Annotated in this window: 22 protein-coding genes; 10 read left to right on the top strand and 12 right to left on the bottom strand. The window is 63.2% G+C overall.

Annotated features, from left to right (window positions below; genetic code table 11):
- Positions 1–3: 3 nt before the first annotated feature.
- Positions 4–648 (top strand): hypothetical protein, encoded by a 645-nt coding sequence (locus ACH2DW_RS03510; RefSeq protein WP_394928325.1) that lies wholly within the window; start codon positions 4–6, stop codon positions 646–648.
- 8 nt (positions 649–656) lie between these two features.
- Here the strand turns inward: ACH2DW_RS03510 and nucS are convergent, their stop codons facing one another.
- Both nucS and ACH2DW_RS03500 read right to left on the bottom strand, forming a co-directional pair.
- Entirely contained in the window at positions 657–1,334 is a 678-nt protein-coding gene (nucS, locus tag ACH2DW_RS03505; protein WP_394928324.1) for an endonuclease NucS, read from the bottom strand.
- 23 nt (positions 1,335–1,357) lie between these two features.
- Positions 1,358–2,986 carry an ABC1 kinase family protein gene (locus ACH2DW_RS03500; protein WP_394928323.1) on the bottom strand — a complete coding sequence of 543 codons (1,629 nt, stop codon included), beginning with the start codon at positions 2,984–2,986 and terminating at the stop codon, positions 1,358–1,360.
- A 244-nt stretch (positions 2,987–3,230) separates the two neighbouring features.
- On the opposite strand from ACH2DW_RS03500, the gene ACH2DW_RS03495 reads away from it, so the two are divergent.
- Entirely contained in the window at positions 3,231–3,698 is a 468-nt protein-coding gene (locus tag ACH2DW_RS03495) for a VOC family protein (RefSeq protein WP_394928322.1), read from the top strand.
- Here ACH2DW_RS03495 and ACH2DW_RS03490 read toward each other — a convergent pair.
- From ACH2DW_RS03490 to ACH2DW_RS03475, 4 genes are all read right to left on the bottom strand, one after another.
- Entirely contained in the window at positions 3,659–3,919 is a 261-nt protein-coding gene (locus tag ACH2DW_RS03490; protein WP_394928321.1) for a hypothetical protein, read from the bottom strand. The genes ACH2DW_RS03495 and ACH2DW_RS03490 overlap by 40 nt on opposite strands.
- Positions 3,916–4,443 (bottom strand): hypothetical protein, encoded by a 528-nt coding sequence (locus tag ACH2DW_RS03485; protein WP_394928320.1) that lies wholly within the window; start codon positions 4,441–4,443, stop codon positions 3,916–3,918. Before ACH2DW_RS03485 ends, ACH2DW_RS03490 begins: the two co-directional genes overlap by 4 nt.
- Positions 4,444–4,611: 168 nt before the next feature.
- Positions 4,612–5,514, bottom strand: a complete 903-nt coding sequence (locus tag ACH2DW_RS03480) for an enoyl-CoA hydratase-related protein (RefSeq protein ID WP_394928319.1) — start codon at positions 5,512–5,514, stop codon at positions 4,612–4,614.
- Complete coding sequence (locus ACH2DW_RS03475) at positions 5,511–6,275, bottom strand: inositol monophosphatase family protein (RefSeq protein ID WP_394928318.1); 765 nt, start codon at positions 6,273–6,275, stop codon at positions 5,511–5,513. Before ACH2DW_RS03475 ends, ACH2DW_RS03480 begins: the two co-directional genes overlap by 4 nt.
- Positions 6,276–6,507: 232 nt before the next feature.
- Here ACH2DW_RS03475 and ACH2DW_RS03470 point away from each other — a divergent pair, with 232 nt between their 5' ends.
- Positions 6,508–7,269, top strand: coding sequence for an alpha/beta hydrolase family protein (locus tag ACH2DW_RS03470; protein WP_394928355.1), 762 nt, complete (start codon positions 6,508–6,510; stop codon positions 7,267–7,269).
- Between the two features lie 66 nt (positions 7,270–7,335).
- On the opposite strand, the gene ettA is transcribed toward ACH2DW_RS03470, so the two are convergent.
- The gene (gene ettA / locus ACH2DW_RS03465; RefSeq protein WP_394928317.1) at positions 7,336–9,009 is read right to left on the bottom strand and encodes an energy-dependent translational throttle protein EttA; all 1,674 of its coding nucleotides are present in this window, start codon (positions 9,007–9,009) and stop codon (positions 7,336–7,338) included.
- An 86-nt stretch (positions 9,010–9,095) separates the two neighbouring features.
- Entirely contained in the window at positions 9,096–10,043 is a 948-nt protein-coding gene (locus ACH2DW_RS03460; RefSeq protein ID WP_394928316.1) for an NAD(P)H-dependent flavin oxidoreductase, read from the bottom strand.
- A gap of 92 nt (positions 10,044–10,135) precedes the next feature.
- Between ACH2DW_RS03460 and ACH2DW_RS03455 the strand changes: the two genes are divergently transcribed.
- Positions 10,136–11,029: an aldo/keto reductase gene (locus ACH2DW_RS03455; protein WP_394928315.1), complete on the top strand. Its 894-nt coding sequence runs from the start codon at positions 10,136–10,138 to the stop codon at positions 11,027–11,029.
- Positions 11,030–11,033: 4 nt separating this feature from the next.
- On the opposite strand, the gene ACH2DW_RS03450 is transcribed toward ACH2DW_RS03455, so the two are convergent.
- The gene (locus tag ACH2DW_RS03450; protein ID WP_394928314.1) at positions 11,034–12,815 is read right to left on the bottom strand and encodes an AAA family ATPase; all 1,782 of its coding nucleotides are present in this window, start codon (positions 12,813–12,815) and stop codon (positions 11,034–11,036) included.
- Between the two features lie 266 nt (positions 12,816–13,081).
- On the opposite strand from ACH2DW_RS03450, the gene ACH2DW_RS03445 reads away from it, so the two are divergent.
- A complete protein-coding gene (locus ACH2DW_RS03445; RefSeq protein ID WP_394928313.1) occupies positions 13,082–16,756 on the top strand; it encodes a multifunctional oxoglutarate decarboxylase/oxoglutarate dehydrogenase thiamine pyrophosphate-binding subunit/dihydrolipoyllysine-residue succinyltransferase subunit in 3,675 nt (1,224 codons plus the stop codon).
- Positions 16,757–16,760: 4 nt separating this feature from the next.
- Here ACH2DW_RS03445 and ACH2DW_RS03440 read toward each other — a convergent pair whose 3' ends face one another.
- Complete coding sequence (locus ACH2DW_RS03440; RefSeq protein WP_394928312.1) at positions 16,761–17,393, bottom strand: HAD-IA family hydrolase; 633 nt, start codon at positions 17,391–17,393, stop codon at positions 16,761–16,763.
- Positions 17,394–17,565: 172 nt separating this feature from the next.
- Here ACH2DW_RS03440 and ACH2DW_RS03435 point away from each other — a divergent pair, with 172 nt between their 5' ends.
- Complete coding sequence (locus ACH2DW_RS03435; RefSeq protein ID WP_394928311.1) at positions 17,566–19,104, top strand: histone H1-like repetitive region-containing protein; 1,539 nt, start codon at positions 17,566–17,568, stop codon at positions 19,102–19,104.
- Positions 19,105–19,106: 2 nt separating this feature from the next.
- Positions 19,107–19,877: an exodeoxyribonuclease III gene (locus ACH2DW_RS03430; protein WP_394928310.1), complete on the top strand. Its 771-nt coding sequence runs from the start codon at positions 19,107–19,109 to the stop codon at positions 19,875–19,877.
- Here ACH2DW_RS03430 and ACH2DW_RS03425 read toward each other — a convergent pair.
- Complete coding sequence (locus ACH2DW_RS03425; RefSeq protein ID WP_394928309.1) at positions 19,847–21,826, bottom strand: ATP-dependent DNA helicase UvrD2; 1,980 nt, start codon at positions 21,824–21,826, stop codon at positions 19,847–19,849. The two genes, ACH2DW_RS03430 and ACH2DW_RS03425, sit on opposite strands and share 31 nt — an antisense overlap.
- A gap of 38 nt (positions 21,827–21,864) precedes the next feature.
- Between ACH2DW_RS03425 and ACH2DW_RS03420 the strand changes: the two genes are divergently transcribed.
- Complete coding sequence (locus ACH2DW_RS03420; protein ID WP_394928308.1) at positions 21,865–22,494, top strand: PH domain-containing protein; 630 nt, start codon at positions 21,865–21,867, stop codon at positions 22,492–22,494.
- A complete protein-coding gene (locus tag ACH2DW_RS03415) occupies positions 22,494–23,177 on the top strand; it encodes a helical backbone metal receptor (protein ID WP_394928307.1) in 684 nt (227 codons plus the stop codon). The genes ACH2DW_RS03420 and ACH2DW_RS03415 overlap by 1 nt, the downstream gene beginning before the upstream one ends.
- A gap of 11 nt (positions 23,178–23,188) precedes the next feature.
- On the opposite strand, the gene ACH2DW_RS03410 is transcribed toward ACH2DW_RS03415, so the two are convergent.
- Positions 23,189–24,190, bottom strand: a complete 1,002-nt coding sequence (locus ACH2DW_RS03410; protein WP_394928306.1) for a galactokinase — start codon at positions 24,188–24,190, stop codon at positions 23,189–23,191.
- A 40-nt stretch (positions 24,191–24,230) separates the two neighbouring features.
- Here ACH2DW_RS03410 and ACH2DW_RS03405 point away from each other — a divergent pair, with 40 nt between their 5' ends.
- Positions 24,231–25,112 carry an alpha/beta fold hydrolase gene (locus tag ACH2DW_RS03405; RefSeq protein ID WP_394928305.1) on the top strand — a complete coding sequence of 294 codons (882 nt, stop codon included), beginning with the start codon at positions 24,231–24,233 and terminating at the stop codon, positions 25,110–25,112.
- Positions 25,113–25,139: the final 27 nt, after the last annotated feature.

Raw genomic sequence — 25,139 nt, 5'->3', positions numbered from 1 at the left:
CGAGTGGGAACGACAGCTAATCTGCCAACGATGTACGGCGGGCGGTTCTTGCTGCTTCTGGCCGCCGCCGCGTTGACTGCAGCCTGCTCGTCTGATGGGCAGGCCGTCGAGTATCCAGACGGTGTTGCACTCCTTGTGAACGATGGCGACGAAAGTCGAGCCTCGAACACGCTCCTGGCTCCCGCTCTGCTGGTGGTGACTGATGACGGACGGGTGATCTATTCGGCTCCTGCGGGGCAAGCCCGAGCGGGGCTGTTGCTCGCCGATGTGTGGGAGCAATCGCTGACGACAGCGGGCGTCGCCCTCGTTGACGAAGCGGTTGCTCGGGGAGCAGCGCCGGAGGATCTCGCGGCGCTCTCTACCGTCGTTGGCGATGAGCTGGGCGACGTCTCATTCTTCCTCCCAGACCGCTACGACTACGTCGCTCGAGTGTTGGGGCCGGCGCAGGCCTTCTCGGAGTCTGAGAACCCGGTGATCGACTGGCCACAGAACGCGTCGCGGCGGCTTCGAGACGAGGGGTGTTTCTCTCTGCCTGACGTTGAGGTCGGTGAGCTCTTCGAGACCGCAGCAGCGGACAGCGTGTTCGTGGACGACGGCTTCGTCTATGTGGTCAATGCTCGACTGGCGTGGCCAGGCCTGTCCTGCTGACCGGATCGTCAGAACAGTCGGAGCTCGTCGGGTTTCATGCCGCGCAGCTCGTCGTAGTCGACTTCGACCCACGTGAAGCCGCGAGATTCAGCGAGCACCTTGGCTTGCGGTTTGACGACCTGCGCAACGAACACCCCGCGGATGTCGCCGAGCGAGGAGTCGAGCTTCAAGCGCTCGATGTAGCGAGTGAGCTGCTCGACGCCGTCGATCTCGCCGCGTCGTTTGACCTCGACGGCAACGACAATGTCCGCCTCGTCGCGACAGACGAGATCGATTGGTCCGATGGCGGTGGGGTACTCGCGTCGGACGAGCGTGAGTCCGTCCTCAATGGCCGCAGGGCTTGCTGCCAGTAACTCCTGGAGGTGTGCCTCAACGCCATCTTTCTGGAGGCCTGGGTCCGTGCCCAACTCATGGTCGGAATCGCTGAACACCTCGTGGAGTGTGATTGTCAGCGTTTCCTTCTTGGGATTCGTGACAATCCAACGATGACGGCCAGCTGATTCGTTGTGTTCTTCGACCACCTTGTTCGGCGCGTTCATCCAGTTCAGCGGCTTGTAGGCGCCACCGTCAGCATGGATGGCCACGCAGCCGTCGGCTTTGACCATGATCAACCGGTTGGCCTCAGGGAGGTGGGCAGCCAACTTGCCTGCGTAGTCAACGGAACAGCGGGCAATGACCAGGCGCACGGGGTGCGACGCTACCGCATTGATCAGCGAGTCGATTCGACGTGGGCCTGCATGCGCTTCTGGATCAGCGCTCGACGTTCCTGCAGTTCCTTGTACGTGATCGAGTTCACATCGGCTTCGAGGCCCATGCTCGCCTTGACACCATCGAGGTCGAACTCGACGGCGGACGGGTCAACACCGAGTTCGCGCCCCAGCCGTTCTCCATGCTTCTGCGCGAAGAGCATGGAAATGTTTGCCACTTCGCTGAGCAGATCAAGGTCGGGTGCGAGTCGAGCGATGGCGCCGTCGAGAAACACGAGGTTCTTGACGTAGAGCATCAACTCCTTGGGCAGCTTTGCGCCATACCCGAGCAAGGCCTTGACGATTCGCTGGACCTCGGTGACCATCTCTTCGCCGGTGAGCGTGGTCGGGTCGATCACGTCTCGGTCGAGTCGCAGGTCAGAAATGACCGCATCGAGATCTGTGTCGGCAGGAAGCGCACCGAGATCGCGTAACGCTGCCATCTGGCCTTTGACGTCGTTGGTGGTCGCACCCAACATGAGCCGTAAGAAGGCGTTGCGGCGCGGGCCGCTGAGACGACCGACGATGCCATAGTCGAGCAGGGCGGTTCGACCGTCTTCGAGAACGAAGAGGTTGCCGCCGTGGAGGTCGCCGTGGAAGATGCCCTCCACCACGGCTCCTTCCATGAAGGCGACCATCGCAGTACGCACCACGTCTTCGGTGTCGATCCCTGCATCTTGCATGCCAGCGACGTCGTCGAAGTTGAAGCCGTACACCCGCTCCATCACGAGTACTCGGCGCGTGACCAACGTGGGGTGAGGCCGCGGGACGACGTAGCGATCTTGCTCGAGGTCGTGCAGCATTGCCGCAACATCGAGCATGTTGGCCGCTTCCATCCGGAAGTCGAGTTCTTCGACGATCGTCTCGGCGAAAAGTTCGACGAGCGACGGAGGGTTGGCAAGGGCCGCGACCGGGATGCGGCCGACGAGGTGCGGGGCCAGCCAGGCCATGACGCGGAGGTCTTTACGGACGAATTGCGACACCGATGGTCGCTGTACCTTGACGACGACGTTTTCGCCGGTGAGCAGAGTTGCGCCATGGACCTGCGCGATTGAAGCTGCTGCCAGAGCAGTTTCGTCGAACGATGAAAAGACATCCTCGAGTCGAGCGCCCAGGTCTTCTTCGACCGTGCGCCGGACGACATCAAAGGGTTCGGCGGGCACCTGGTCACGGCACTTCTTGAATTCCTCGACCAATTCGGCGGGGAAGAGCCCTTCGCCGGACGAGATGATCTGACCGAGTTTGATGTAGGTCGGCCCGAGGTGCTCCGCAGCCTCACGGAGGCGCTGTGAGATGACGGCTCGGCTTGCCTCTGGTGTGTCGAAAGCGCCACGGCGTTTCTGGATCAACCACGGCACCACAGCGCGACCGAGGCGCGACGACACCGTCAGCACTCGCGACCCTGGTGGCAATCTTGAGGGCTTCGTCAGTTGCGGAACCTCGGCCTGCGCAGCTGCTCGCAGCGTCGCAGCAAGGCCGAGCCAGCGGACGTCGTCGCGCTGGACTTCCCACGGACCGGCCTCGGTGAACGCTGCCCAGGCCCGATCGGCGCCAGCAGTGTGGGCAGTAGTGGAGCCGGAGGCAGTCGACATGACCTCAAGGATGCCGGAAACCTGGGGAATGAGCATCGCTGAGGGTGACGGAATCGTGAGTCAAGCGACACGTCGATCGTGCCGAAACAATGTCATGAGCGCGATCTTCTTCACTGCCGCCGAAGTGTGTGTGCTGTCGGGCTTCGCTGCCGGCCTCTTCCGTAAACGAGCAGTTCTGCGTCCCGGGATTGCTCGAGTTCACCACTGATTGCCGCGCGCCGCCGCACAGCTGCCAACATTGGGCATGGCAGAACGCCCCTTCAACGTGCTCGGTATTCAGCAGATCGCGATCGGAGGTCTTGACAAATCTGCGCTCTCCGGCCTGTGGTCTGGTCTGTTCGGCGTCACCAAAGTGGGTGACTACGTCAGCGAGTCGGAAAACGTCGACGAAGACATCCTCCAGCTGGGGACCGGCCCGCACGCAGTCGAGATCGACCTGATGCAACCGCTCAACCCTGATGTGTCACCGAAGGTGCACGTGCCGACGCTCAATCATGTCGGTCTCTGGATTGACGATCTCGAAGCTGCCGTTGCCTGGTTGAGCGAGCAGGGTATGCGGTTCACGCCGGGCGGAATCCGCAAGGGGGCCTCCGGCCATGATGTGTGTTTCATCCACCCGAAGGGCAACGAAGCGACGCCGCAGTCAGGCGAGGGTGTGTTGATCGAGCTGGTTCAAGCGCCGTCTGATGTGATTGCTGCGCTGTCGTCCTGAGGCTCGGCAATGGTGTCGCCGGTGTCGCCGGTGCCGACCGTCGACGTTTTCCCGAGCGGTGAGGTGAACGCAAGGACGCCGCCCAGTACCAGGCCGACGACCGGAAGGACCACGACCAGGACACTGTCGAATGCGATGACACCGAAGATGATGAAGTCGACGGCGAGGAAAATGCCGAGCAGGAGCCCGAAAATCGGGCCGAGAATGCGCTTCACCATCATGCTGCGGCCTTGCTTCGAGCGGTCCAGGCCAACCCGCCGAGTGCCAATGCGGTTCCGCCCAACGACAACGGGGTGATCGGAGAATCCCAGGGGCTGCCATCGAACGAGACCTTGACCGACCCCTCGCAGAAGATGGCGCCATTCTCATTGTGTACGCCGCTGATGGTGAGTTCGACGTCGCGAGGCAACCAGTCGGAGAGTTCCCAGCTCACCGTGCCCGCCTTTCCGACGCCAGTCACCTCGGGTCCCCATGTCCATTGGTCGTCGAGGGTGATGCTGGGAATCCCAGGCGGCGTCTTGATCTCGACCTTCCCAGAAGCAGGCCGTGTGCCTTCGGCTACGGCGACGGACCCGGTGTAGTTCGCGGAGCCCGTGATTGGGACGACGTAGACGCCGCTGCTGGCATAGGGATCGATGGTGAACCCGCCAGCGATCGTTGCCGATGCGGTGCACTGGCCGGTCGCGTTGGGTGCCAGGGTGGCGTTCGGGTCGAGGACCGAATCGTCACTCTGCGCGAGTGCCACAGATCCCCAGCCAGCCAGGACTGCAACCCCTGCCGTGCCGAGCAGTAGCCGTCTCCAACGCGGTGGGCTCGGAGTGGGTTGCGTGGTGACACCATCGTCGCGGAGCGACAGCGAAGCGTCAACCCCCGGGTTGGGCGGGGCGGCGACTGTCTCGTATCGGAACGGCGCTCAGAGCGAGAAATTCGGGGGACGCTTCTCGCGGAGTGCCGCAATGCCTTCGGCGTATTCGGCGGTTCCCATCGCGACGTCGAGGAGGCGAATCGAGTCGTTGACAGACTGGGCCGGGTCGTGGCGCAGGAGATCATCAGCGATCTGCTGCTTGGTGGTTGCTACAGCGAGTGGTCCGGTTGAGGCTGCGAGGTCGCGGGCATACTGCTGGGCAGCCGCGAGTGAAGCATCACCGTCGGCTTCGACGCCGTTCCAAAGACCCCAGTCGGCGGTGTTAGCCACTGTGACGATGCGCCCTGAGAGCAGGAGATCAGTGGCCCGGGCCACGCCGACGAGTCGCGGTAGCGTCCAGCTCATGCCGTACTCGGCGGGCAGCCCCAGTTTGGGTGCAGCGGTGGTGAGCTTTGCAGCTGCCGCACCGAAACGCAGGTCGGAGAAAAGGGCGAGGGCCAGGCCGACTCCGGCGCAGGCTCCGTTGACGGCCGCGATGATCGGCAGCCGGTAGCCCAACTGCCACGCGAAGTCCGCGTCGAGTCGGTCGCCGCCCCCTGGTTGAGCGACCTCTGGCGGCAGCCCGGTGTCGTAACCGCCTTTATCGACGTGGCCAGCCAGCGCCTCGGAATCGCCACCGACGCAGAAGGCCGGGGGAGTACCGGTGACGACGACGGCACGGACGCCGTTGCGATGTTCGAGGTCGGCCATCACCTGGCGGTACTCGGCGTGCATCTTGCCTGTCCAGGCGTTGTGGCGGTGTGGGCGATGCAACCAGACGGTTGCCACCGGGCCGTCAACCGCCCAGCGAACCGCCGATGCTTCGCCAGCGGCTGGCAAGCCATCGTTCGGTGGGATCGTCGGTGGGATGGTTGGCGGGATGGTTGGCGGGATGGTTGGCGGGTCGGTCATCCCCAGATCGCTTTCAGCACGCCTTCGGCCAACTCGGGGCGGCACACGAAGAAGTCGGGCAGCCAGGGGTCGCGCTCGTTGTACACGAGCGGCGAACCGTCGACTCGGCTCGCGTGGAATCCCGCCGCCATCGCGACGGCAGCGGGCGCGGCAGAATCCCACTGATACATCCCGCCATCGTGCACGTAGATGTCGGCTTCACCCATCACGACGGCCATGGCCTTGGCTCCGGCAGACCCGAGTCGTACTGCATCGCAGCCGAGGCCCTCGGCAACGAGCACCGCCGCATAGGGGGCGCGGCTACGTGATGTGACAAGTCGCGGGCGGTCGCGGACCTGCTCCGGCATTGGGGCGGGTGGGTCGGTGGAGAAGACCAGGTCGACGGCCGGCAGACTGACCGCCGCGGCGCCGAAGTGTGTTCGTTCCCAGAGGGCGACATGCACCGCCCAGTCGTGGCGGCCCGGCTCGCCGTACTCGCGGGTGCCATCGAGCGGGTCGATGATCCACACCCGATCGGCTTCGTAGCGGCGAACGTCTTCGAGACCCTCCTCTGACAGCACCGCGTCATCGGCGCGGTGCGTGTGCAGTTCGCCCGCCAGGTACCGCTGAGCAGCAGCATCGCCAGCATCCCGTACGTCCCAGATCGAGGCACCCGCAGCAAACATTTCGGCGCGCAGCGCGACCAGCAGTTCGCCAGCTTCGACAGCGAGCCGGGTCGCCAACTGGGCATCCGTCTCGGTGACGGGTGGGGCGCTCGGCATCGGAGCATTCTGACTGGTCCGTGTGATCGAAACACCATCGCAATTTCGCGATCAGAATGGCGGGCAACGGCGGTGTCATCGTCGGACATCGCTGCGAGCCGTCCGGAGCCTCCGGGGAGAGGTGGTGCTGGGAGCGGGTGATGACATATCTTGACCGGCGTGAACGGCCTTCGACTGAGCAACTGCACCGGGCGATGACGGGGATGGCGACGGCAAGGCGAGCGCGGTCGTGATGAGGCGGACGCGCAAGGTCCGATACGGCCCGAGCCGGCATCAGGTCGGTGCGTACCGGTCCCCAGAGCGTCGGGAAACAGGCCGCCCAGCGGCACCAACGATCGTGCTCCTCCATGGTGGATCGTGGAGTTGGCCCTACAACCGGTGGGTGATGTGGCTGCTCGCGCGTGACGTGACTCGACGGGGCTGGGGGCTGTTCAACGTCGACTATCGCCGCGTGGGTCGCCTCGGAGGAGGCGGCGGCTGGCCCGAGACCTTCGACGATGCCCGGACTGCCATCGAGTTGATCACAGACAACATGTCGGGGCTGGATCTCGATGCAGATCGAGTCGTGGTCGTCGGGCATTCCGCTGGGGGCCACCTGGCCCTCATCGGGTCAGCGACCGCAAACATTGCTCCGGCGCTCGCTGTGTCGATGGCTGGCCCCACCGATCTCGAACGCATGTGGTCGAACGGCTCCCAGCCGGTCCGGGACCTCACCGCTCGCGCTCCGGAATCCAGCCGGTGGTCAACCACGTCACCAATCCACATGCTTCCGCTCGATGTACCGACCCTCTGCGTCCACGGCCAGGCCGACACCACGGTGCACCCGAGGCACTCGACTGCATTCGTCGAGGCAGCGCGATCCGCCGGCGATGTAGCGGATGCGGTGCTGGTGCCGGGCGAAACGCACAAGGACGCGCTCAAGCCGACTTCGGCAATTTGGGCGGTGGTGGTCAGCGCGATTCTCGATCGGTTTGAATCAAATACTCACGTTTGAGTCAACCGAGATGGTGGTGGCGCAGACTTGACGTCGACGTCGACGTCGACGTCGCGGCCAACAGGCTCAGTTCAGCTTCTTGTACTTAATGCGGTGGGGCTGATCGGCGCTGGAGCCGAGTTCTTGCTTGCGCCGCATTTCGTACTCGCTGAAGTTGCCTTCGAACCAGCGCACCTGACTGTCGCCCTCGAACGCGAGGACGTGGGTGGCGATGCGGTCGAGGAACCAGCGATCGTGGGAGATGACCACCGCGCACCCGGGGAACGACTCGAGGCCGGACTCGAGCGCCCGGAGCGTGTCGACGTCGAGGTCATTGGTCGGTTCGTCGAGCAGCAGCACATTGCCGCCCGATTTCAACAGCTTCGCGAGGTGGACCCTGTTGCGCTCGCCACCGGACAGATCTCCGACGCGCTTGCCGTGGTCGGTGCCCTTGAAGTTGAAGCTCGACACGTACGCGCGGCCGTGGATTTCACGACCACCGACTTCGAGCACTTCACCGCCGCCGGTGATCTCGTCATAGACGGTTGCGTCGGCGTCGAGGTCGTCGCGGTCCTGGTCGACGTAGCTGAGGTCGACGGTGTCGCCGATCTTGATGGAGCCGGAATCAGGTTCTTCGCGGCCGGCGAGCATCTTGAACAGGGTCGACTTGCCGGCGCCATTCGGGCCGATGATGCCGACGATGCCGGCAGGTGGGAGCGAGAACGACAGATCGTCGATCAGGAGACGATCACCGAAGCCCTTACTCAGTCCTTCGACCTCGATGACTTGGTCGCCGAGACGACGACCGGCAGGGATCGTGATCTGCAGCTTTGAGTCCTGCGTCTCGGCTGCCTTAGCCTCAGCATGCAGCTTTTCGTATGCCGCGAGACGGGCCTTGCCCTTTGCCTGACGTCCCTTTTGGCCCATCCGGACCCACTCGAGCTCACGCTCCAACGTGCGCTGACGAACCTCGTTGCCGCGCTCTTCACGAACGAGGCGGTCATGCTTCTGCTCAAGCCAGCTCGAGTAGTTGCCCTCAAACGGGATGCCGCGGCCGCGGTCGAGTTCGAGGATCCACTGGGCCACGTTGTCGAGGAAGTAACGGTCGTGGGTGATGGCGACCACGGTGCCTGCGTAGTCGCCGAGGAAACGTTCGAGCCAGTCGACTGACTCGGCATCGAGATGGTTGGTCGGCTCGTCGAGCAGCAGCAGGTCTGGCTGCGACAGCAGAAGGCGACACAGAGCAACTCGGCGGCGCTCGCCACCCGATAGCACGGTGACGTCGGCATCATCGGGTGGGCAACGCAAGGCGTCCATCGCGATTTCGACGTTGCGATCGAGGCTCCACGCGTCGGTCGCGGCGATCTTGTCTTCGAGCGCGGCCTGCTGCTTGCCGATCTTGTCGTAGTCGGCGTCTGGGTCGGCCCATTTCGCCATCACGGCGTTGTAATCGTCGATGATCGACTGGACTTCGGCGACGCCATCCATCACATTGCCGCGGACGGTCTTGTCAGGGTCGAGTTGTGGCTCTTGGGCTAGGTAGCCGACGGTGTGGCCAGCGGTGAGGCGAGCTTCGCCCTGAAAGCCGTCGTCGAGGCCAGCCATGATCTTGAGCAGCGACGACTTGCCCGCGCCGTTACTGCCGAGCACACCGATCTTGACGCCGGGATAGAAGGAGAGCGAGATGTTCTCGAGGACCGTTTTGTCCGGGGGGTAGACCCGCTTCAGCTTGTAGGCCTGATAGATGAACTCGTGCGCCATAGGTGCGCAGGCTACCGACGCCGGTCAGTCGTTGGCGGCGACCCCGACGCCACTCGAGCTGAACGGAACTGGACGTGTCCGGCCGGTCAGCCTTGGAGTCGCGCGACGGTTTCGGCAAAGCCGCGCACGGTCTCGGCGACGATGTCGGCAACCGATTCGACCGACTCGATGCGCCCGGCAACTTGGCCCGACAGTGCGATTGCGGCGTTCATGTCGCCACCGAAGTACAGGTCGAGGGCGTTGCCGAAGTCGCCGAATACGTTGTGCTCGACGTCGACGAGCGCCTCCGTCTTCTCGGTGCGGAGCGCACGGAGCGCAGGGGAGTGACGCTGATTGAGGAACAGCGTGTCGGTCTCGCGCGCTTCGATGATCGCCTGCTTCCAGTTGTGGTGGACCGGTGACTCAGCCGCTGAGACCATCCTCGTGCCCATCTGAACTCCTTCGGCACCAAGCGCAAAGGCAGCGGCCATCGTCGGGCCATCGGTGATGCCTCCAGCGGCGATGATGGGGACATCGACCTTCGACCGGATCAAAGGAAGCAGGACCATGGTCGCGACGGGAGTCGGTGACTTGAAGCCTCCCCCCTCGCCGCCCTCAACAACCAGGCCGTCGACTCCCGCGTCGACTGCCTTGAGCGCAGCTGCGAGCGTCGGCACCACGTGGTACACGGTGAGTCCGGCTGCTTTCAGAATCCCGGTGTACTTCGTCGGTGAGCCGGCCGAGGTGGTGACGAACTTGACGCCTTGGTCGATGACGAACTCGGCGATGGCCGGGTCCCGCACGAAGGCCTGCGCGATGTTGACGCCGAACGGCTTGTCGGTGAGATCGCGCATCTTGCGGATCTCGTCCTTGACTGCGTCGAGTTCCCCCGACGAGGTCTCGATGATGCCGCAGGCACCAGTCGCTGACATGGCCGACGCAAGTTGTGACCGGGCGATCCAGCCCATGGGGGCCTGCACGATTGGGATCTCGACGCCGAGATCCCGGGTCACGCGGTTGTCGAAAGCGGCGGGGCGAGTGATGTCGAAGGTCACCGAGCCATCTTGGTCAGCGGCCGTCGCTCGCATGAAGTCGAAGCGGTCGTCGCAACCACGCTGCCGAGGCTTGCCTGGGCTACGTTCGGCTCATGACGTCACTTCCGATTGCACCATTCGGCAAGACCGGACACGACTCGACGCGCGTGATTTTCGGTGCCGCCGCCCTTGGTGCGATGAGTCAAGCGCGCGCCGATGCAACGATGGCGTCGGTCAGTGAGTGGGGGATCAACCACATCGATACTGCAGCCTCGTACGGCGCCTCGGAAGACCGACTGAAGCCCTGGCTGGCAGAGCATCGCTCGGAGGTCTTTCTGGCAACGAAGACGGGGCGCCGCAGCGGTGCCGGTGCACGTGCCGAACTCGAAAAGTCGCTCGATCGAATGGGCGTTGACCACATCGACCTGGTGCAACTCCACAACCTCGTCGAAGAAGACGAGTGGGGACGCGCTCATGCACCGGGCGGTGCTGTCGAAGCGCTCGCAACCGCGCAGGAGGAAGGGCTGATCTCCCATGTCGGCATCACCGGCCACGGGTTGCGTATCGCCGGGATGCACCTGCGCAGTCTCGAACGGTTCGACTTCGCCTCGGTGCTGCTGCCGGTCAACTTTGTGCTGCTGGACAACCCGGCGTACCGCGCTGATGTCGAGGCGCTTCTCGAATTGTGTTCCGAGCGTGAGGTAGCGGTGCAGACGATCAAGGCCATTGCTCGCGGCCGGTGGTCAGACGGTGCGACCTCCGGGCCTGGAAAGTTCAGTTGGTATGACCCACTGACCGATCCTGAGCCGATCAGCCGGGCCGTTCGCTATGTGCTGTCACATTCGCAGATGTTCCTCAATACGACGAGTGATGCACGGCTGCTGCCGATGGTCGTCGCCGCAGCGTCAGGCAATCTCGTCGCGCCGAGCGCCGACGAGTTGCGTGCTGACGTCGCCGAGCAGGGCATCACGCCCTTGTTCGACGACGACGTGCTCGAACGAATCTGAGGGCTCAGTCCGCCGCAGGCGCCTTGCGTACCGGGCCGCGACGCTCGGTGATGTCGGCGTACTTGGCAACGATTTCCTTGATTGTCTGGCCTTCGAGCTCATCGTTGATGCAGAGCCCGTCCGCAATCTCGAGGAGGGCTTCGCGGTGCGTGCTGACCATCTCAGCCGCTCGGTCGGCCCCAACGGTCATGAACCCCTCGGCTGCCTCGCGGCTCGCGTCGTCGGCCAAGACCTTGGCGACCAGGTTGGCCGCAGTCGGCATTGCTGCAGCCTCGAGGCTGAGCAATCCGGGCCCGTTGCCGAGCTGACCGACGAGCTGTGCCGCGATGTTGGTGGCAAGTGCCAGGTCGGAAGAGATCCCGCTACTCGCTTCGCCGTATTCCTGAATCTCTGCAGCGCGCCCGGCAAGCGCCACGGCAATGAGGGCCCGAGCATCACCCGGCGTTTTGAGGAATCGTTCTTCCAAATCGCCGTGGGCAACCAAGCCGAGCGCCGATGAGCGCCGCAGAATCGAGGCCATCTTCACATCGCGACGAGTGAGCACAGCGGTGAGTGCGTGACCGGCCTCGTGAATGGCGATACGCCGACGCTCGTCGGGGTGATAGCCCATCTCCTGAGCGACGCCGACTTCGGTGACCAGTTGCGCTTGCAATACGTCCTTGGTCTGCATCGAGGTACGACCGGTTCGCAGTGCAATGATCAATGCTTCGTCGAGGAGCTTCTCGATTCGAACTGGGGTGTAGCCCGCTGTCAGGTCGGCGATGAGTTCCGACGTCACCTCGGCGTCGTGATTCTTGCGGGCCAGGTAGTACTCGGCGATGTCGACACGGTCGGTTCGAGGAGGCAGCGTGAATCCAATGACCCGGTCGAAACGGCCGGGTCGCATCAGCGCGGGGTCGAGGTCTGCTGCGCGGTTGGTTGCCGCGACGATCAGCACGTTTTCTTCCTTGTGCACCGGACGCTTGCGCTGACGGTGCGCCGGCATGAACTTGTTCCACCAGTCGATCAGCTTGGCCCGAAACTTCTCGCCGCCGGTCGGCAGGTCGAAGCTCTGCATCTGAACGAGCAGCTCGTTGACGATGCCGACGCTTCCTTCGCGCATTGAGCTGACGCCCATGCCGGAGCGGGCGCCGCCGATGGCGTCAAATTCTTCGATGTAACCGATGGCGCCGCCCTCTTCGCGAGCGAGTTTTCTGAGGCTCTTGAAGAACGAGCGGATCTTTTTGTTGGTCTGGCCGTAGTACATCGACTGGAACTCACTTGCCGACACGAACAAGAACGGCACTCCGGCCTCGGCCGCCATCGCCTTTGCCAAGTAGGTCTTGCCGGTTCCCGGAGGCCCTTCGAAGAGCACGCCGCGGCGGGCGGTGCCGCCCATCTCGCTTTTGAACGTCTCGCTCATCAGGAACAGGTTGAGGCTGTCGATTGCCTCACGTTTGGTCTGTTCTGCGCCGACCACATCATCGAGTCGAATTTTGGAGTCGCTGGCCCGCAGCACGGTGTGTGGCGAGCGGCCGGTGGTGAGGAGCGGGATGAGGATGACTGCGCCGAGCACCGAAATGAGGCCGACGGCGATGATGATCTCGGGCGAACCCGTGAGCCAGGCCGGGATACCGGGGCGAATGGGGTTGTCGGTGATCAAGCGATACAGAAGGAATGAGAAGACCACGGAGAAGATGACGAGCGGGCGGCGTAGGCGTCGCTGCCTGGTTCGTTCCCGATTTGTTGAGGCGTCAATGTCGCCACCGCTCACCATTTGGCCTGCAGACATCTGGGTCAAATCCATCGAACCGAACGTAGTGTTCGACCACTGCGCTCGGCCAGGGTGAAACAGTCAAGTGTTGTTCAAGTCGCTCCGGCCGCCGTCACCCGATGTCCGGCACGACCTCGCGGCGGGTGAGCTTCGAACGATGGTTCTCGTCGATCTTGACGAAGCCCAGTATCAGCGCCGAAGCAGCGGCAAGTGAGTGCGCGACGGTTTCCGCCTGCGTGATGAGTGCGGTATCGCATTGAGATGAGAGGGGGTGAAGCCAGGGAGGTAACCTGCAGGCCGTGTCAGTACCAGCCGATCAAGCGCAGAGTTCAGGATTCGGAGCCAACTCGTGGCTCGTCGAGGAGATGTACGAGCGATTCGTGGCCGATCCCGGCGCCGTGAGCGAGTCATGGCAGGAATTCTTCGCTGACTATCACTCCCAAGCCCCGAGCGTGGCCGCCGCTGCTGCTGCATCACCCCAGGTCAAGGCCAATGCCGAGGTGCATGGCGTGGCCGCCGAGACGCTGCCGGCACCCGCGCCAGCGGCGGCGCCAACAGCTGCGCCCGCTCCGGCAGCAACAAATGGTGCGCTGGCAAGTGCCGAGCCTGTTGAGGAACCGGGAAAACCGATCCGCGGCGCAGGTGCGGCCATTGCTCGCAACATGGAGGCCAGCCTCACGGTTCCGACCGCAACCAGCTTCCGCAACGTCCCTGCCAAGCTGCTTGAAGTCAACCGCAAGGTCATTAACGGTTTCAGGGCGCGTTCGGGCCAGACCAAAATCAGCTTTACCCACCTCATCGGCTGGGCGATTGTGCGGGCCATCGCCGACGCAGTGCCAGCGATGAAGAACACCTACGTCCTGGGCGAAGATGGCAAGCCACGCCTCATCGTGAATGATCACGTCAACATGAGTCTCGCTGTTGACGTCGAGAAGAAGGACGGTAGCCGGACGCTGTTGGTCCCCGTACTGCGCGACTGCGACCTGCTCGATTTCAACGGGTTTCTTGCGGCGTACGAGGAAGTCATCCGCAAGGTCAAGGGGAACAAGCTCACCGTCGACGACTTCCAGGGTGCAAACATCAGCCTCACCAACCCGGGGGGCATCGGTACCGTGCAGTCCGTCCCGCGACTCATGCCGGGCCAGGGCGTCATCGTCGGCGTCGGCTCGATCGATTACCCGGCCGAGTTCGAAGGTGCCGACACGCGCAACCTTTCGTCACTTGGCGTCAGCAAGGTCGTCACGGTCACCAGCACCTACGACCACCGGATTGTCCAAGGCGCCGAGTCGGGTCTGTTCCTGAAGCGCGTGCACGAACTGCTGCTCGGCGACCACAACTTCTACGACGACATTTTCGCTTCGCTCGACATGCCATACGAGGCTGTGAAGTGGCGGCCAGACACCAGCGCGATGAATCGCGAAGAGACGATGCTGGCAAAGCAGATGGCTGTCGCCAAGCTGATTCGCGTGCACCGCGTGCGCGGCCATCGCATTGCGGACCTTGACCCGCTGCGGTGGAAAGAGCCGCACATGCCGCGCGAGCTCGATCCGGCCACCTACGGGCTCACGATCTGGGACCTTGACCGCGAGTTCCTCACTGACGGTGTGGGCGGGGTCGACAAGATGCGCCTCGGTGACTTGCTCGGCGTGCTGCGTGATGCGTACTGCCGCACCATCGGCGTCGAGTACATGCACATTCAGAGCACGGACGAGCAACAGTGGGTCCAGGAGCGCGTCGAAAATGGCTACGAGCAGCCGACCAAAGACGAAAAGCACCGCATCCTCGAACGTTTGAACGCAGCAGAGTCGTTCGAGAAGTTCCTCGCCACGAAGTACGTCGGTACCAAGCGGTTCGGTATCGAAGGCGCCGAGTCGGCCATTCCGATCCTTGACGAAATTCTCAGCCATGCTGCCGACGACGGACTCGATTCGGCCGTGATGGGAATGGCGCACCGTGGACGGCTCAATGTGCTGTCGAACATCATGGGCAAGGACTACGAGGCCATCTTCTCCGAATTCGAGGGCCATCTCGACCCGTCGTCGGTGCAAGGGTCCGGCGACGTCAAGTACCACCTCGGCATCAAGGGCAAGTATGTCAGCCGTTCGGGAGCGGACATCTCGGTCGAGCTCGCCGCCAACCCGAGCCACCTTGAGACCGTCGACCCGATCGTGATGGGGATGGTTCGCGCCAAGCAAGACCAGATCGACCCGCCGGGCTCGTATCCCGTGCTGCCGTTGCTGATCCACGGCGATGCGGCGTTCGCCGGCCAGGGTGTCGTCGCTGAATGTCTGGCGATGAGCGACATCGGCGGGTACCGGATCGGTGGCACGATCCACCTCATCATCAACAACCAGATCGGCTTCACCACGGCACCGCAGTTCGCTCGATCTTCGATCTACTGCTCCGACGTCGCGAAGACAGTCCAGGCGCCGATCTTTCATGTCAACGGTGATGACCCCGAGGCCTGCGTCAAAGTTGCTCGGCTTGCGTGGGACTATCGCCAGCGCTTTCACAAAGACGTCGTCATCGACATGGTTTGCTACCGCCGCCACGGCCACAACGAGGGCGACGATCCGAGCTACACCCAGCCGCTCATGTACAAGGCCATCAGTGATCGGCGAAGCGTCCGCAAGCTCTACGTCGAAACGCTGGTGCGGCGGGGTGACATCACCATCGAAGAGGCCGAGCAAGCGCTCAGCGACTTTCATGGCAAGCTCCAGACCGCCCTTGATGAGACCCGTTCGCAGGACCCCGGCGACGTCAAGGCGGCCCGTCCGCCGAAGCCTGTCGGTGTGCTGCCGCACATTCCGACCGGAGTCGAGCGGTCGAGGTTGGACGAGATCTTCGCCAAGCTCACCGATTATCCCGAGGGCTTTACCGTTCACCCGAAGCTGGCAAAGCAGTTCGATACGCGGGCCAAGATGTACGCCGACGGTGATGTGGACTGGGCGCTTGCCGAAGCAATGGCGTACGGCTCGCTTGTGCAAGAGGGCCAACCGGTCCGACTGACCGGCGAAGATTCGCGGCGTGGCACCTTTAGCCACCGCCATGCGGCGCTGATCGACTACGAGAACGGCGATGCGTGGATCCCGCTCGACAATCTCGAGAGCGCCGACGCCAAGTTCTGGGTGTTCGATTCGTTGCTTTCCGAGTACGCCGCGCTGGGCTACGAGTACGGCTACAGCCACGCCAACCGCGAAGCACTCGTTGTCTGGGAGGCGCAGTTCGGTGACTTCATCAATGGCGCCCAGATCATCATCGACCAGTACATCGTTGCGGCTGAAGACAAGTGGAACCAGCAGAATGGCGTCGTCCTCCTGCTGCCACATGGCTATGAAGGCCAAGGTCCCGAGCACAGCTCGGCGCGCATCGAACGCTTCCTCACGCTCGCAGCGGAAGACAACATGCAGGTGGTCAATACCACCACCGCAGCAAACTTCTTCCACCTTCTGCGTCGTCAGGTCCACTCCGAACGACACACGCCACTCATCGTGTTCTCACCGAAATCTGGCCTGCGCCTGAAGCAGACGCGTTCACACATCGACGAGCTCACCTCAGGTTCGTTCCAAGAGGTCCTCGACGACCCGGGCGATCTCGATGCGAACGCTGTGCGGCGTATCGTGTTCTGCTCAGGCAAGGTGGCGTGGGATGCAATCGCTGAGCGCGACAAGCGCAATGAGCCGGTCGCTGTGGTCCGTATCGAGCAGCTCTACCCGCTGCCGACCGAGCAGATGCTGGCCATTCTGAGGAAGTATCCCAACGCGACGGAATTGCGTTGGCTCCAAGAAGAGCCCGAGAACATGGGTGCCTGGAACTTCATCGAGCACAACACATGGCGGGTCAAGGACCAAGGTTATGACCTGCGTCATGTGGCCCGAGTGGCGTCCGGCAGCCCGGCCACCGGTAGCAAGGCGATCCACGACCAAGAGCTTGCGCAGCTCATGGACGAAATGTTTGCTCCCTCCGAGGACTGATCCGTCAGTCTTTCAGAGGTATTCCGAGGATCGTTGTGAGCTCGTCCAAAGCCGGTCCGGGCTTGCCGACCTTGATCGTCTGCATGCCCATCGCCCGTGCCGGCTTCAAGTTGATGCCGAGGTCGTCGAGGAAGACACACTCATTCGGCTCGACTCCGGCGAGCTCACACGCGATTTCGTAGAATCGGGGTTCGGGCTTACGCACCCCGACCTTGCTCGACTCGACCACATGGTCGAACTTTGCCATGACCTGTGCGACATCTGGACGCTTGGTGGCGCCCGTGTCGTCAGAGACCACATTGTTTGTGAGGCAGGCCGTGATGTAGCCAGCAGCGATGACCGCGTCAAGAGCGGCTTCCATCTCGGGCCGCACCGATCCTGACAGGAGGGCGAGGATGTCGGCTCCTGGGATGCGGTGGCCAAGGGCCATTGACTCGGTGGCAAACAGCGTGTCGAATTCGCCTGGGTCGATGTCGTTTCTCTCGAGGAGCGCCCATGCATTCGTGTCCGGGTTGTGCGTGTTGACCGACCGGATGAAGTCGGCCGGGAGGCCGTGCGCCTCCTCGTAGTCGTTGAACGCATCGAACGGACTCGTCAGAATCACGCCGCCAAAATCCCAGAGAACCGCTCGCACCATGGTCGGGGAGCCTACGATGGAGATGTACGAAGTCTCGACTCGGCTTCGGGTCACCTGGTGCGAACACGGCCGGTGCCCGTCGCGATGTCGAATCCCTCGCACGGTCGCCCGCTCGGCGACCCGGAGGCCCGAACTTGTCGGGCCCCGTTCACAGGAACGAGACAACTGAATCATGAACGCCAGCAAGGGACCCGCCCACGTCGTGGTCGACGGGTCCAACCTCGCAACCGAAGGCCGGTCGATGCCGAGCCTGAAGCAACTCAGTGAAGCCGTGATGAGCTTCATGGAAGAGAACCCCGATACCGAGATCACGGTGGTGGTCGATGCGACGTTTGGTCACCGCATCGACAAGAAGGAATCCAAGGAGTTCGAGGAAGGCATCTCGAACAACGAACTGGTCGCCCCGCCAGCGGGTGCCGTCGGACGCGGCGACGCCTTCGTCCTGGGCATCGCCGACAAGGCTGGCTCGACTGTCCTCTCGAACGACTCCTTCCAGGAGTTTCACGGCGATTACGACTGGCTCTTCGACGAAGGTCGACTGATCGGCGGCAAACCGGTCCCGCATGTCGGTTGGGTCTGGGTGGCACGTACCCCGGTGCGCGGGCCGGTCAGCCGGAAGGCCACCCGTGGGTCGGGGAGCTCGGGTGCCGGCTCGGGTCGCGGTCGGGGTGGTCGGAGTCGCAGTCGCAAGCAAGAAGAAGAGGGCACCGCTCGCGTCGGGAGTCCCGAGGCGAACGCTCCGATGCCCGTTCCGAAGAGCCCGCCGCCCTCCGCCAAGAAGCAGGTGGCCAAGCAGGCTGAACCGAAGCAGCAGCAGGAAAGGCGCCCGTCGCGTGGCGGGGACCCGGTCAATGAATTGCTGCCGTTCCTTGAGTTTGTCGAGCATCACCCGGTGGGAACCAGCGTCACGGGCGTCGTCGACTCCTATTCGTCGCACGGCGCGTACATCGTGATTGGCGACGACGCACGTGGGTACATCCCGCTGCGAATGATGGCCGAACCGACGCCGCGGAGCGCGAAGTCAATCATGAAGGTCGGCGATTCGGTGACGGCAATTGTGGTGAGCTTCAACGGCAGTCGGCGCAGCATTGATTGTGCTCTCCCCGATATGGCCGAGGCGGCGATCACCGAGGCTGAAGCAGACCAGGCCAGAGAAGACGCCGAGGAGATCGACGGGGCCGCAGCGCCCGAAGCGGCTCCTGCCAAGCAGACCTCGAATCGAAGAACGGCGGCTGTGAAGAAGACTCCTGCAAAGAAAGCGGTAGCGAAAAAGGTGCCAGCGAAAAAGGTGCCAGCGAAGAAGGCGGGAGCGAAGAAAACTGCCGCCAAGCAGGCTGCAACGCCCAGTGCTGGCACCGTCGAGCGGATTCCCGCCAAGAAGACTCCAATCAAGCAGGCGCCAGCGAAGAAGGTGCCGGCCAAGAAGACTCCAATCAAGCAGGCGCCAGCGAAGAGGGTGCCGGCCAAGAAGGCCGCAGCGAAGCAGGCGCCAGCGAAGAAGGTGCCGGCCAAGAAGACCGCAGCCAAGAAGACCGCAGCCAAGAAGACCGCAGCGAAGAAGGTGCCGGCCAAGAAGACCGCAGCGAAGCGGGTGCCAGCGAAGAAGGTGCCCGCCAACAAGGCAGCAGCAGCCAAGAAAATGCCAGCGAAGAAGGTGCCCGCCAAGAAGAAAGCTGCCGCGAAGAAGGCCACTGCGAAGAAGGAATCCTGACGATGCGTATTGTCACGTGGAACGTCAACTCACTGCGCGCCCGTCAGGAACGTGTCGAGGCCTGGCTTGAGGAGGTGCAACCCGACGTCCTCCTGATTCAGGAGACGAAGCTTGCTGATGACGCCTTCCCAACTCTTGCTTTCGAGGCAATGGGGTATACGTGCGCCCATCATGGCCAAGGCCAATGGAACGGTGTCGCCATTCTGTCGAAGGTCGGCCTCACCGACGTGGTGTCAAATTTCGCTGACGGCATCGAACCCGACCCCGATGCTCGCATCATCACCGCAACCTGCGGCGGCGTCCGGGTCGCCAGTGTCTACGTGCCGAACGGCCGGTCGCTCGACGACGATCACTACACCTACAAGCTCGACTGGCTCGGTCGCCTGAAGCAGCACCTCGACGCGGATACCTCTCCGGATCAGGACGTCATCATTGGCGGCGACTACAACATCGCTCCCGATGACCGAGACGTGCCTGATCCGGCGAAGCTTGAAGGAGCGACGCACGTCAGTCAAGCTGAGCGGGATCGTCTGACTGAACTCGAGGCATGGGGACTGACCGATGCCTTCCGTCATTTTCATGACGGCGACAGGATGTACTCCTGGTGGGACTATCGCGGTGGCGATTTCCACCAAGGTCGTGGCATGCGGATCGACCTGTTGATGTGCAGTTCATCCGTCATCGAGCGCGCCAACTGGTGCGTTGTCGACCGCAATGCGCGCAAGGGCAAGTCGCCCAGCGATCACGCACCCGTCATGGTCGATATCGACTGACTGACGAGCGGCAGGATCTGATCTGCCAATCGAGCGGCCATGATGGGGCCGAACGAGGTGATGGCCTCCAACTCGGCCACGGTCGTCGGCTTACTCCTGGCGATCGAATTGAGATCGCGGTCGCTGCACAACTGCGACGGCAGCACGTCAGCCTGGCGGGCTGCTTCGTCGCGCCACGTACGGAGCGCGGCCAGCGTCGGGTCGACCCGCGCTCGTCGCCGCCTCCGAAGCTCACCGGGCAGGGGAGCAGCCACGGGTTCGGCAAGGTCGAGATCGATCACGAACGGGCTCGGCGTGCGGGCATACCCGCCACGACGTTCCGCTCGGGTGAGCACCAATCGGTCAGATGCCCGCGTGGCTGCGACGTACAGCAGGCGAGCCTCCTCAGCCTTGGCCTCGTTGGTGGTTGCTGACTTATGCGGGACCAAGCTTGACTCGACACCGGTGACGAACACCGTGTGCCATTCGCGGCCCTTCGATGCATGGAACGACAAGAGGTCGACGCCGCCATTTGACTCGTCATCAAACGGATTGGTCATTGCAACCCAGGCCCTGAATCCGGCGCCATCGCCGAGTTGCTGATCGCGCAGGTAGTCGAGCAGCGTGGCCGCCACCCGCCGCTCGGCTTCGAGGTCTTCGACGGCTTTGTCAGCGCGGGCTGCGGCCCGCTTGTCTCCCTCGCTGGTCGCAAGTGCCTGTTCGGCGCGAGCGGTCGTGAGCGCGTCGTAGGCATCGAGAGTGTCGTGGGCCCAGGCGCGCAGCTGAGACGCTGAGCCGAGCGTTGTGACCTGGCGGACCACTGCCTGGAGTGGTGTGCCAGCCGCCGTCGCTGAACGTCGAACCGGAATGCCATGTGCTTCGAGCGCTTGCGCGAAGCCGCCGAGCTGAGCATTCGTTCTCGCGAGGACGGCCACTTCTCCAGCTCGAATGAGGTTGGGGTCGATTCTGACCATTTCGTCTGCGGCGTGGCGCGCCTCGGCGGTCTCGTCCGCGCCCACAAACTGCTCAACGGGCGCGCCATCTCCTCGATGTGAGACGAGTTCGTTTGGTTGACTGGCGGCAGCGAGCACGTGTACGCCAGCCCGAACGATTTGCGGGGTACACCGGTGGTTGACCGGAAGGCGCACGATTTCGATACCAGGGAAGCGGGTCTCGACATCGACGAGCAGGGCCGGATCCGCGCCGTTGAACCCATAGATCGCCTGAGCTGGATCACCAACGAGAAACAGGTCGTCGCGCCCGGTTCGCAGCAGGTCGACGAGGCGATGCTGGAGCGGGTTGAGATCCTGAGCTTCGTCGACGAGCAGGTGCCGGAATCGCCATCGCAACGTGTCGGCAAACTCGCGGTCGTACTCCATGTCGCGAATGACGAGGGCGAGCACGTCATCGAAGTCGATGATGCCGCGCTTGCGCTTGAGGAGTTCGAAGTCCCCGAACACCGTGGCTGCCCGCTCGACACCGGCGTGTGGCTTGCGGCCCTCGCGACGCGCTGTCGCGGCGTATCGATCGGCGCTCACGCCGCGTGCCGTCGCCCAGTCGATTTCGTTGATGAGACCATCGATACCGCGGCGCTGTGATGGCTCGAGCACGTCGCCGACAAGGCGGCGGCGATCGGCAACGATGGTCTTCGCTGGCCTCCCGGTGTCATCCCATCGCTGCTTCAGGACGGCGAGCATGACCGAGTGGAACGTGCCGGCCTCGACCCGTTCGCGCATGCCAAGGCGGGTGAGGCGTCGGCGCAACTCACCCGCCGCTTCTCGAGTGAAGGTCAGCGCCAAGGTGTGCCGAGCATCAGCCTGTTCAGTGGCGATTCGCCATGCGATACGTCGGGTGAGCACGCGTGTCTTACCGGAGCCGGCACCGGCGATGACCGCAACAAGGTGCGACTCCGCGGTGACCGCGGTGCGTTGATCCGGGTCGAGATCAGCGAGGAGGGCAGCGGCGTCCACAGCGGTCACCCTAGGCCCGCTTTGGATACGCTGCGATCATGCCCTACCCGAGGAAGCTGCTCAACGATTATGAAACCGTTGCAGTCGACCTCCACCCGCATTGGTGGTACTTCGCACAGCCGGTTGCGGCGCTCGTCGGGTCGATCATTCTCGGTGTTCTTGCGAGGATCTACACCGACGGGACCGGCACGCCGCGCGCTGCGCTCGTGTACCTCGTCATCGCACTCATCGTCGCCAGCATGATCTGGGTCGTCGTCCGGTACCTCAAGTGGATGACGACGAGCTTCGTGATCACGTCTGACCGTTTGATCTTTCGCGCTGGGGTCATTTCGAAGATGGGCGTCGAGATCCCGCTTGAGCGGGTCAACACCATCCACTTCAGCCAGAGCATCTTCGAACGCATCACCGGTTCCGGGGACCTGATCATCGAGTCAGGGGGCGAAGATGGCCAGCAACGATTCACTGACATCCGGCGCCCGGATCAGGTGCAGAAGGCCATTCACGCTCAGAAAGAAGCGCACGACAAACGTCGTTTCACGGTGAGCGGAGTTGATGTTGGCGGTGGCGATGTGGCCAGCCAGCTCGAAAAGCTCGAGGGGATGCTTGAACGGGGCACGCTGACCGCTGAAGAGTTCCAGGGACAGAAGGACAGGTTGCTCGGTCGCTGATGCGCGTTGTCAGCCTCGTTCCATCGAGTACCGAGACGCTGCTTCACCTCGGAGCCGACGTCATTGCGTGCACGCGATTCTGCGAACAACCGCGCATCAGCCACGTCGGCGGGACCAAGAATCCTGACATCGATGCAATCGTCGCCCTGGCGCCCGACGTCGTCGTCCTGGATCGCGAGGAGAATCGTCAGGAGGATGCTGCGGCCTTGAAGGAAGCTGGGGTCGAACTCTTCGTCAGCGACGTGACCACGCTTGCTGGAGCGTTGAAGGTGGTCCGTGAGTTGGCGACGTTGGTCGGTGGAACGTCGGCACCGGACGTTGCGACTGCCGTCGCGCCCATCGGACGGTCTGTTTTCGTGCCGATCTGGCGCCGGCCGTGGATGTCGATCAATGGCCAGACCTACGGTGCCTCGCTGCTCGAACATCTCGGGTGCACGCTGGTCACAGCGGAGATGGACGACGCCTATCCGGAAGTCGAGCTTGAGCAGCTCAGTGCGTGGGCACCTGATGTGGTCGCCGTGCCGAGCGAACCGTACGAGTTCAACGACGCGCACCTCGCTGAACTCCAGGAGGCATCACCGAAATCGACCGTCGTCCGCGTCGACGGACAAGATCTCTTCTGGTGGGGAAGTAGAACTCAGCGCGCGATCACACGCCTGCATGCTGCGCTCGGCTCACTGTGACAACCGGGACCTCAATGAACGCGGCGCGCTCCGGCGGACGGGGAGACGACCCAGCCGTCGGTCAGGGCTCCTGGCTGACAGATGGCGACGATGCAGCCACCGAACCCGCCGCCGGTCATTCGTGTGCCGAAGACACCTGGGATGGCATTGAGCCTGTCGACCGCGTCATCCATCTGTGGGGTCGACACATCGAAATCGTCGCGCAGGCTGGCGTGGCCCTCGGTCATGATCCGGCCGGCCTCGACGTAATCGCCACCGGCGAGCGCAGCGGCGAAGTCGCGAACGCGCTGATTCTCGTTGATGACGTGGCGGGCGCGGCGTCGAGCGATGTCTTCGGTGATGCGCCCGACGTCGTCGAGTGTCGCCAGTCGGAGCGGCCCAATCTTGTCCTCGGCGCGAGCGCACTCGGCAACACGGTCGGCGTATTCGGACCCTTCGAGGGTGCGATGAGCGATGAACTTGACCACCACATCGATGTCGTCGGGGACGACGTGCGGGGTGACGCTGAGGCCGTGGCAGTCAATGAGCGTTGCATGCCCAGCGACTCCGGCGGCGATCGAAAGCTGGTCCATGATGCCGGTTGGCACGCCAGTTGCCCGGTGCTCAGCACGTTGGGCTGCCTGGCTCAGTTCGAGCGGGGTGCCGTCAAAGCCGAGTGCGAGACCGATCGCGCATTCGAGCGCGGCGCTGGAGGACAGCCCAGCACCGGCCGGAATGTCCGACACGATGTGGCCGCGTAAGCCTTGCGTCGCGCCGAGTTCGGCCGACATTGCAGCGATGTAGGAGCCCCAATGTGGCTCAACGGTGTTCGGCTCGCCATCGAACGGCAGCGAAATTGAGAGCGCTCCAGGCGCACCGTCGGAGGTCAATTCGATGACGCCGTCAGCAGCGGTGTAGGTGAGCGTGGTTCCTCGATCAATCGCCATGGGGAACACCAACCCGCCGGTGTAGTCGGTGTGTTCGCCGATCAGGTTCACTCGACCAGGGGCGTGCACGCGCAGTGTTTCAGACACGCTGAGAAGGTATCGGCTGACTTCTGCCACACTGCTTTCTATGCCACGCGCCGCTCTGGAATCTGGAATCGAACTCGAGTACACCACCTTCGGCGACTCCGGAAATCCGTCTCTGCTCCTGGTCAATGGGTACACGAGTCAGATGATCGTGTGGGAGCAAGAATTTCTTGACGGCCTCGTGGCGCAGGGATTGCATGTTGTCATCTACGACAATCGAGACGTTGGCTTGTCCACCAAGTTCGACGGCCAACTCGTGGACCCGATGCAGGTGCTGCAGTCGTTGATGGCCGGCGAGCAGGTCGATGTGCCGTACACGCTGAGCGACATGGCCGCCGATGGTATGGATCTGCTGAGCTACCTGGGCATCGATCGCGCGCACATCGCCGGCGTATCGATGGGTGGAATGATCGTGCAGATGATGGCAATCGAACATCCAGCGCGCATCATCAGCTTGACATCGATCATGAGTAGCCCTGGCGACCCGAAGGTCGGTCAGCCGTCGGCGGAAGCGCGCGCTGCACTCCTGGCGCCGCCAGCCATCGAGCGCGAGGCCTACATCGAAGAAGCCACTCGCGCTCGGGTCTGGTTGTCGAGGAAGTACTACTCCGAGGAAGCAACCAAGAATCGGTCGGCACGGCAATTCGATCGCGTCTTCTATCCCGAAGGATTCACCCGGCAGCTCGCGGCGATCTATGCAACGGGCGACAGGAGCGATCGGCTGCGGGCGCTTGATGTTCCGACGCTCGTGATGCACGGTCGCGACGACCAGCTGATCACTCCGTCGGGTGGCGAACGAACCGCTGAGCTCATTGCCGGGGCCAACTATCTTCTGGTGTCCGACATGGGCCATGACTTGCCCGTCCCGCTCGCCCCCGTCTTCGCCGAAGCCATCGGCGGACATACCCGTACCGCAGCCCACTGAACCCGAAACCCACTGAACTGAGGAACC

Source organism: uncultured Ilumatobacter sp., from assembly GCF_963980585.1.
In the GTDB taxonomy this organism is placed as follows: Bacteria; Actinomycetota; Acidimicrobiia; order Acidimicrobiales; family Ilumatobacteraceae; genus Ilumatobacter_A.
The sequence above is the reverse complement of the archived record's forward strand: the minus strand, read 5'-3'. Positions and strand labels throughout refer to the sequence as shown.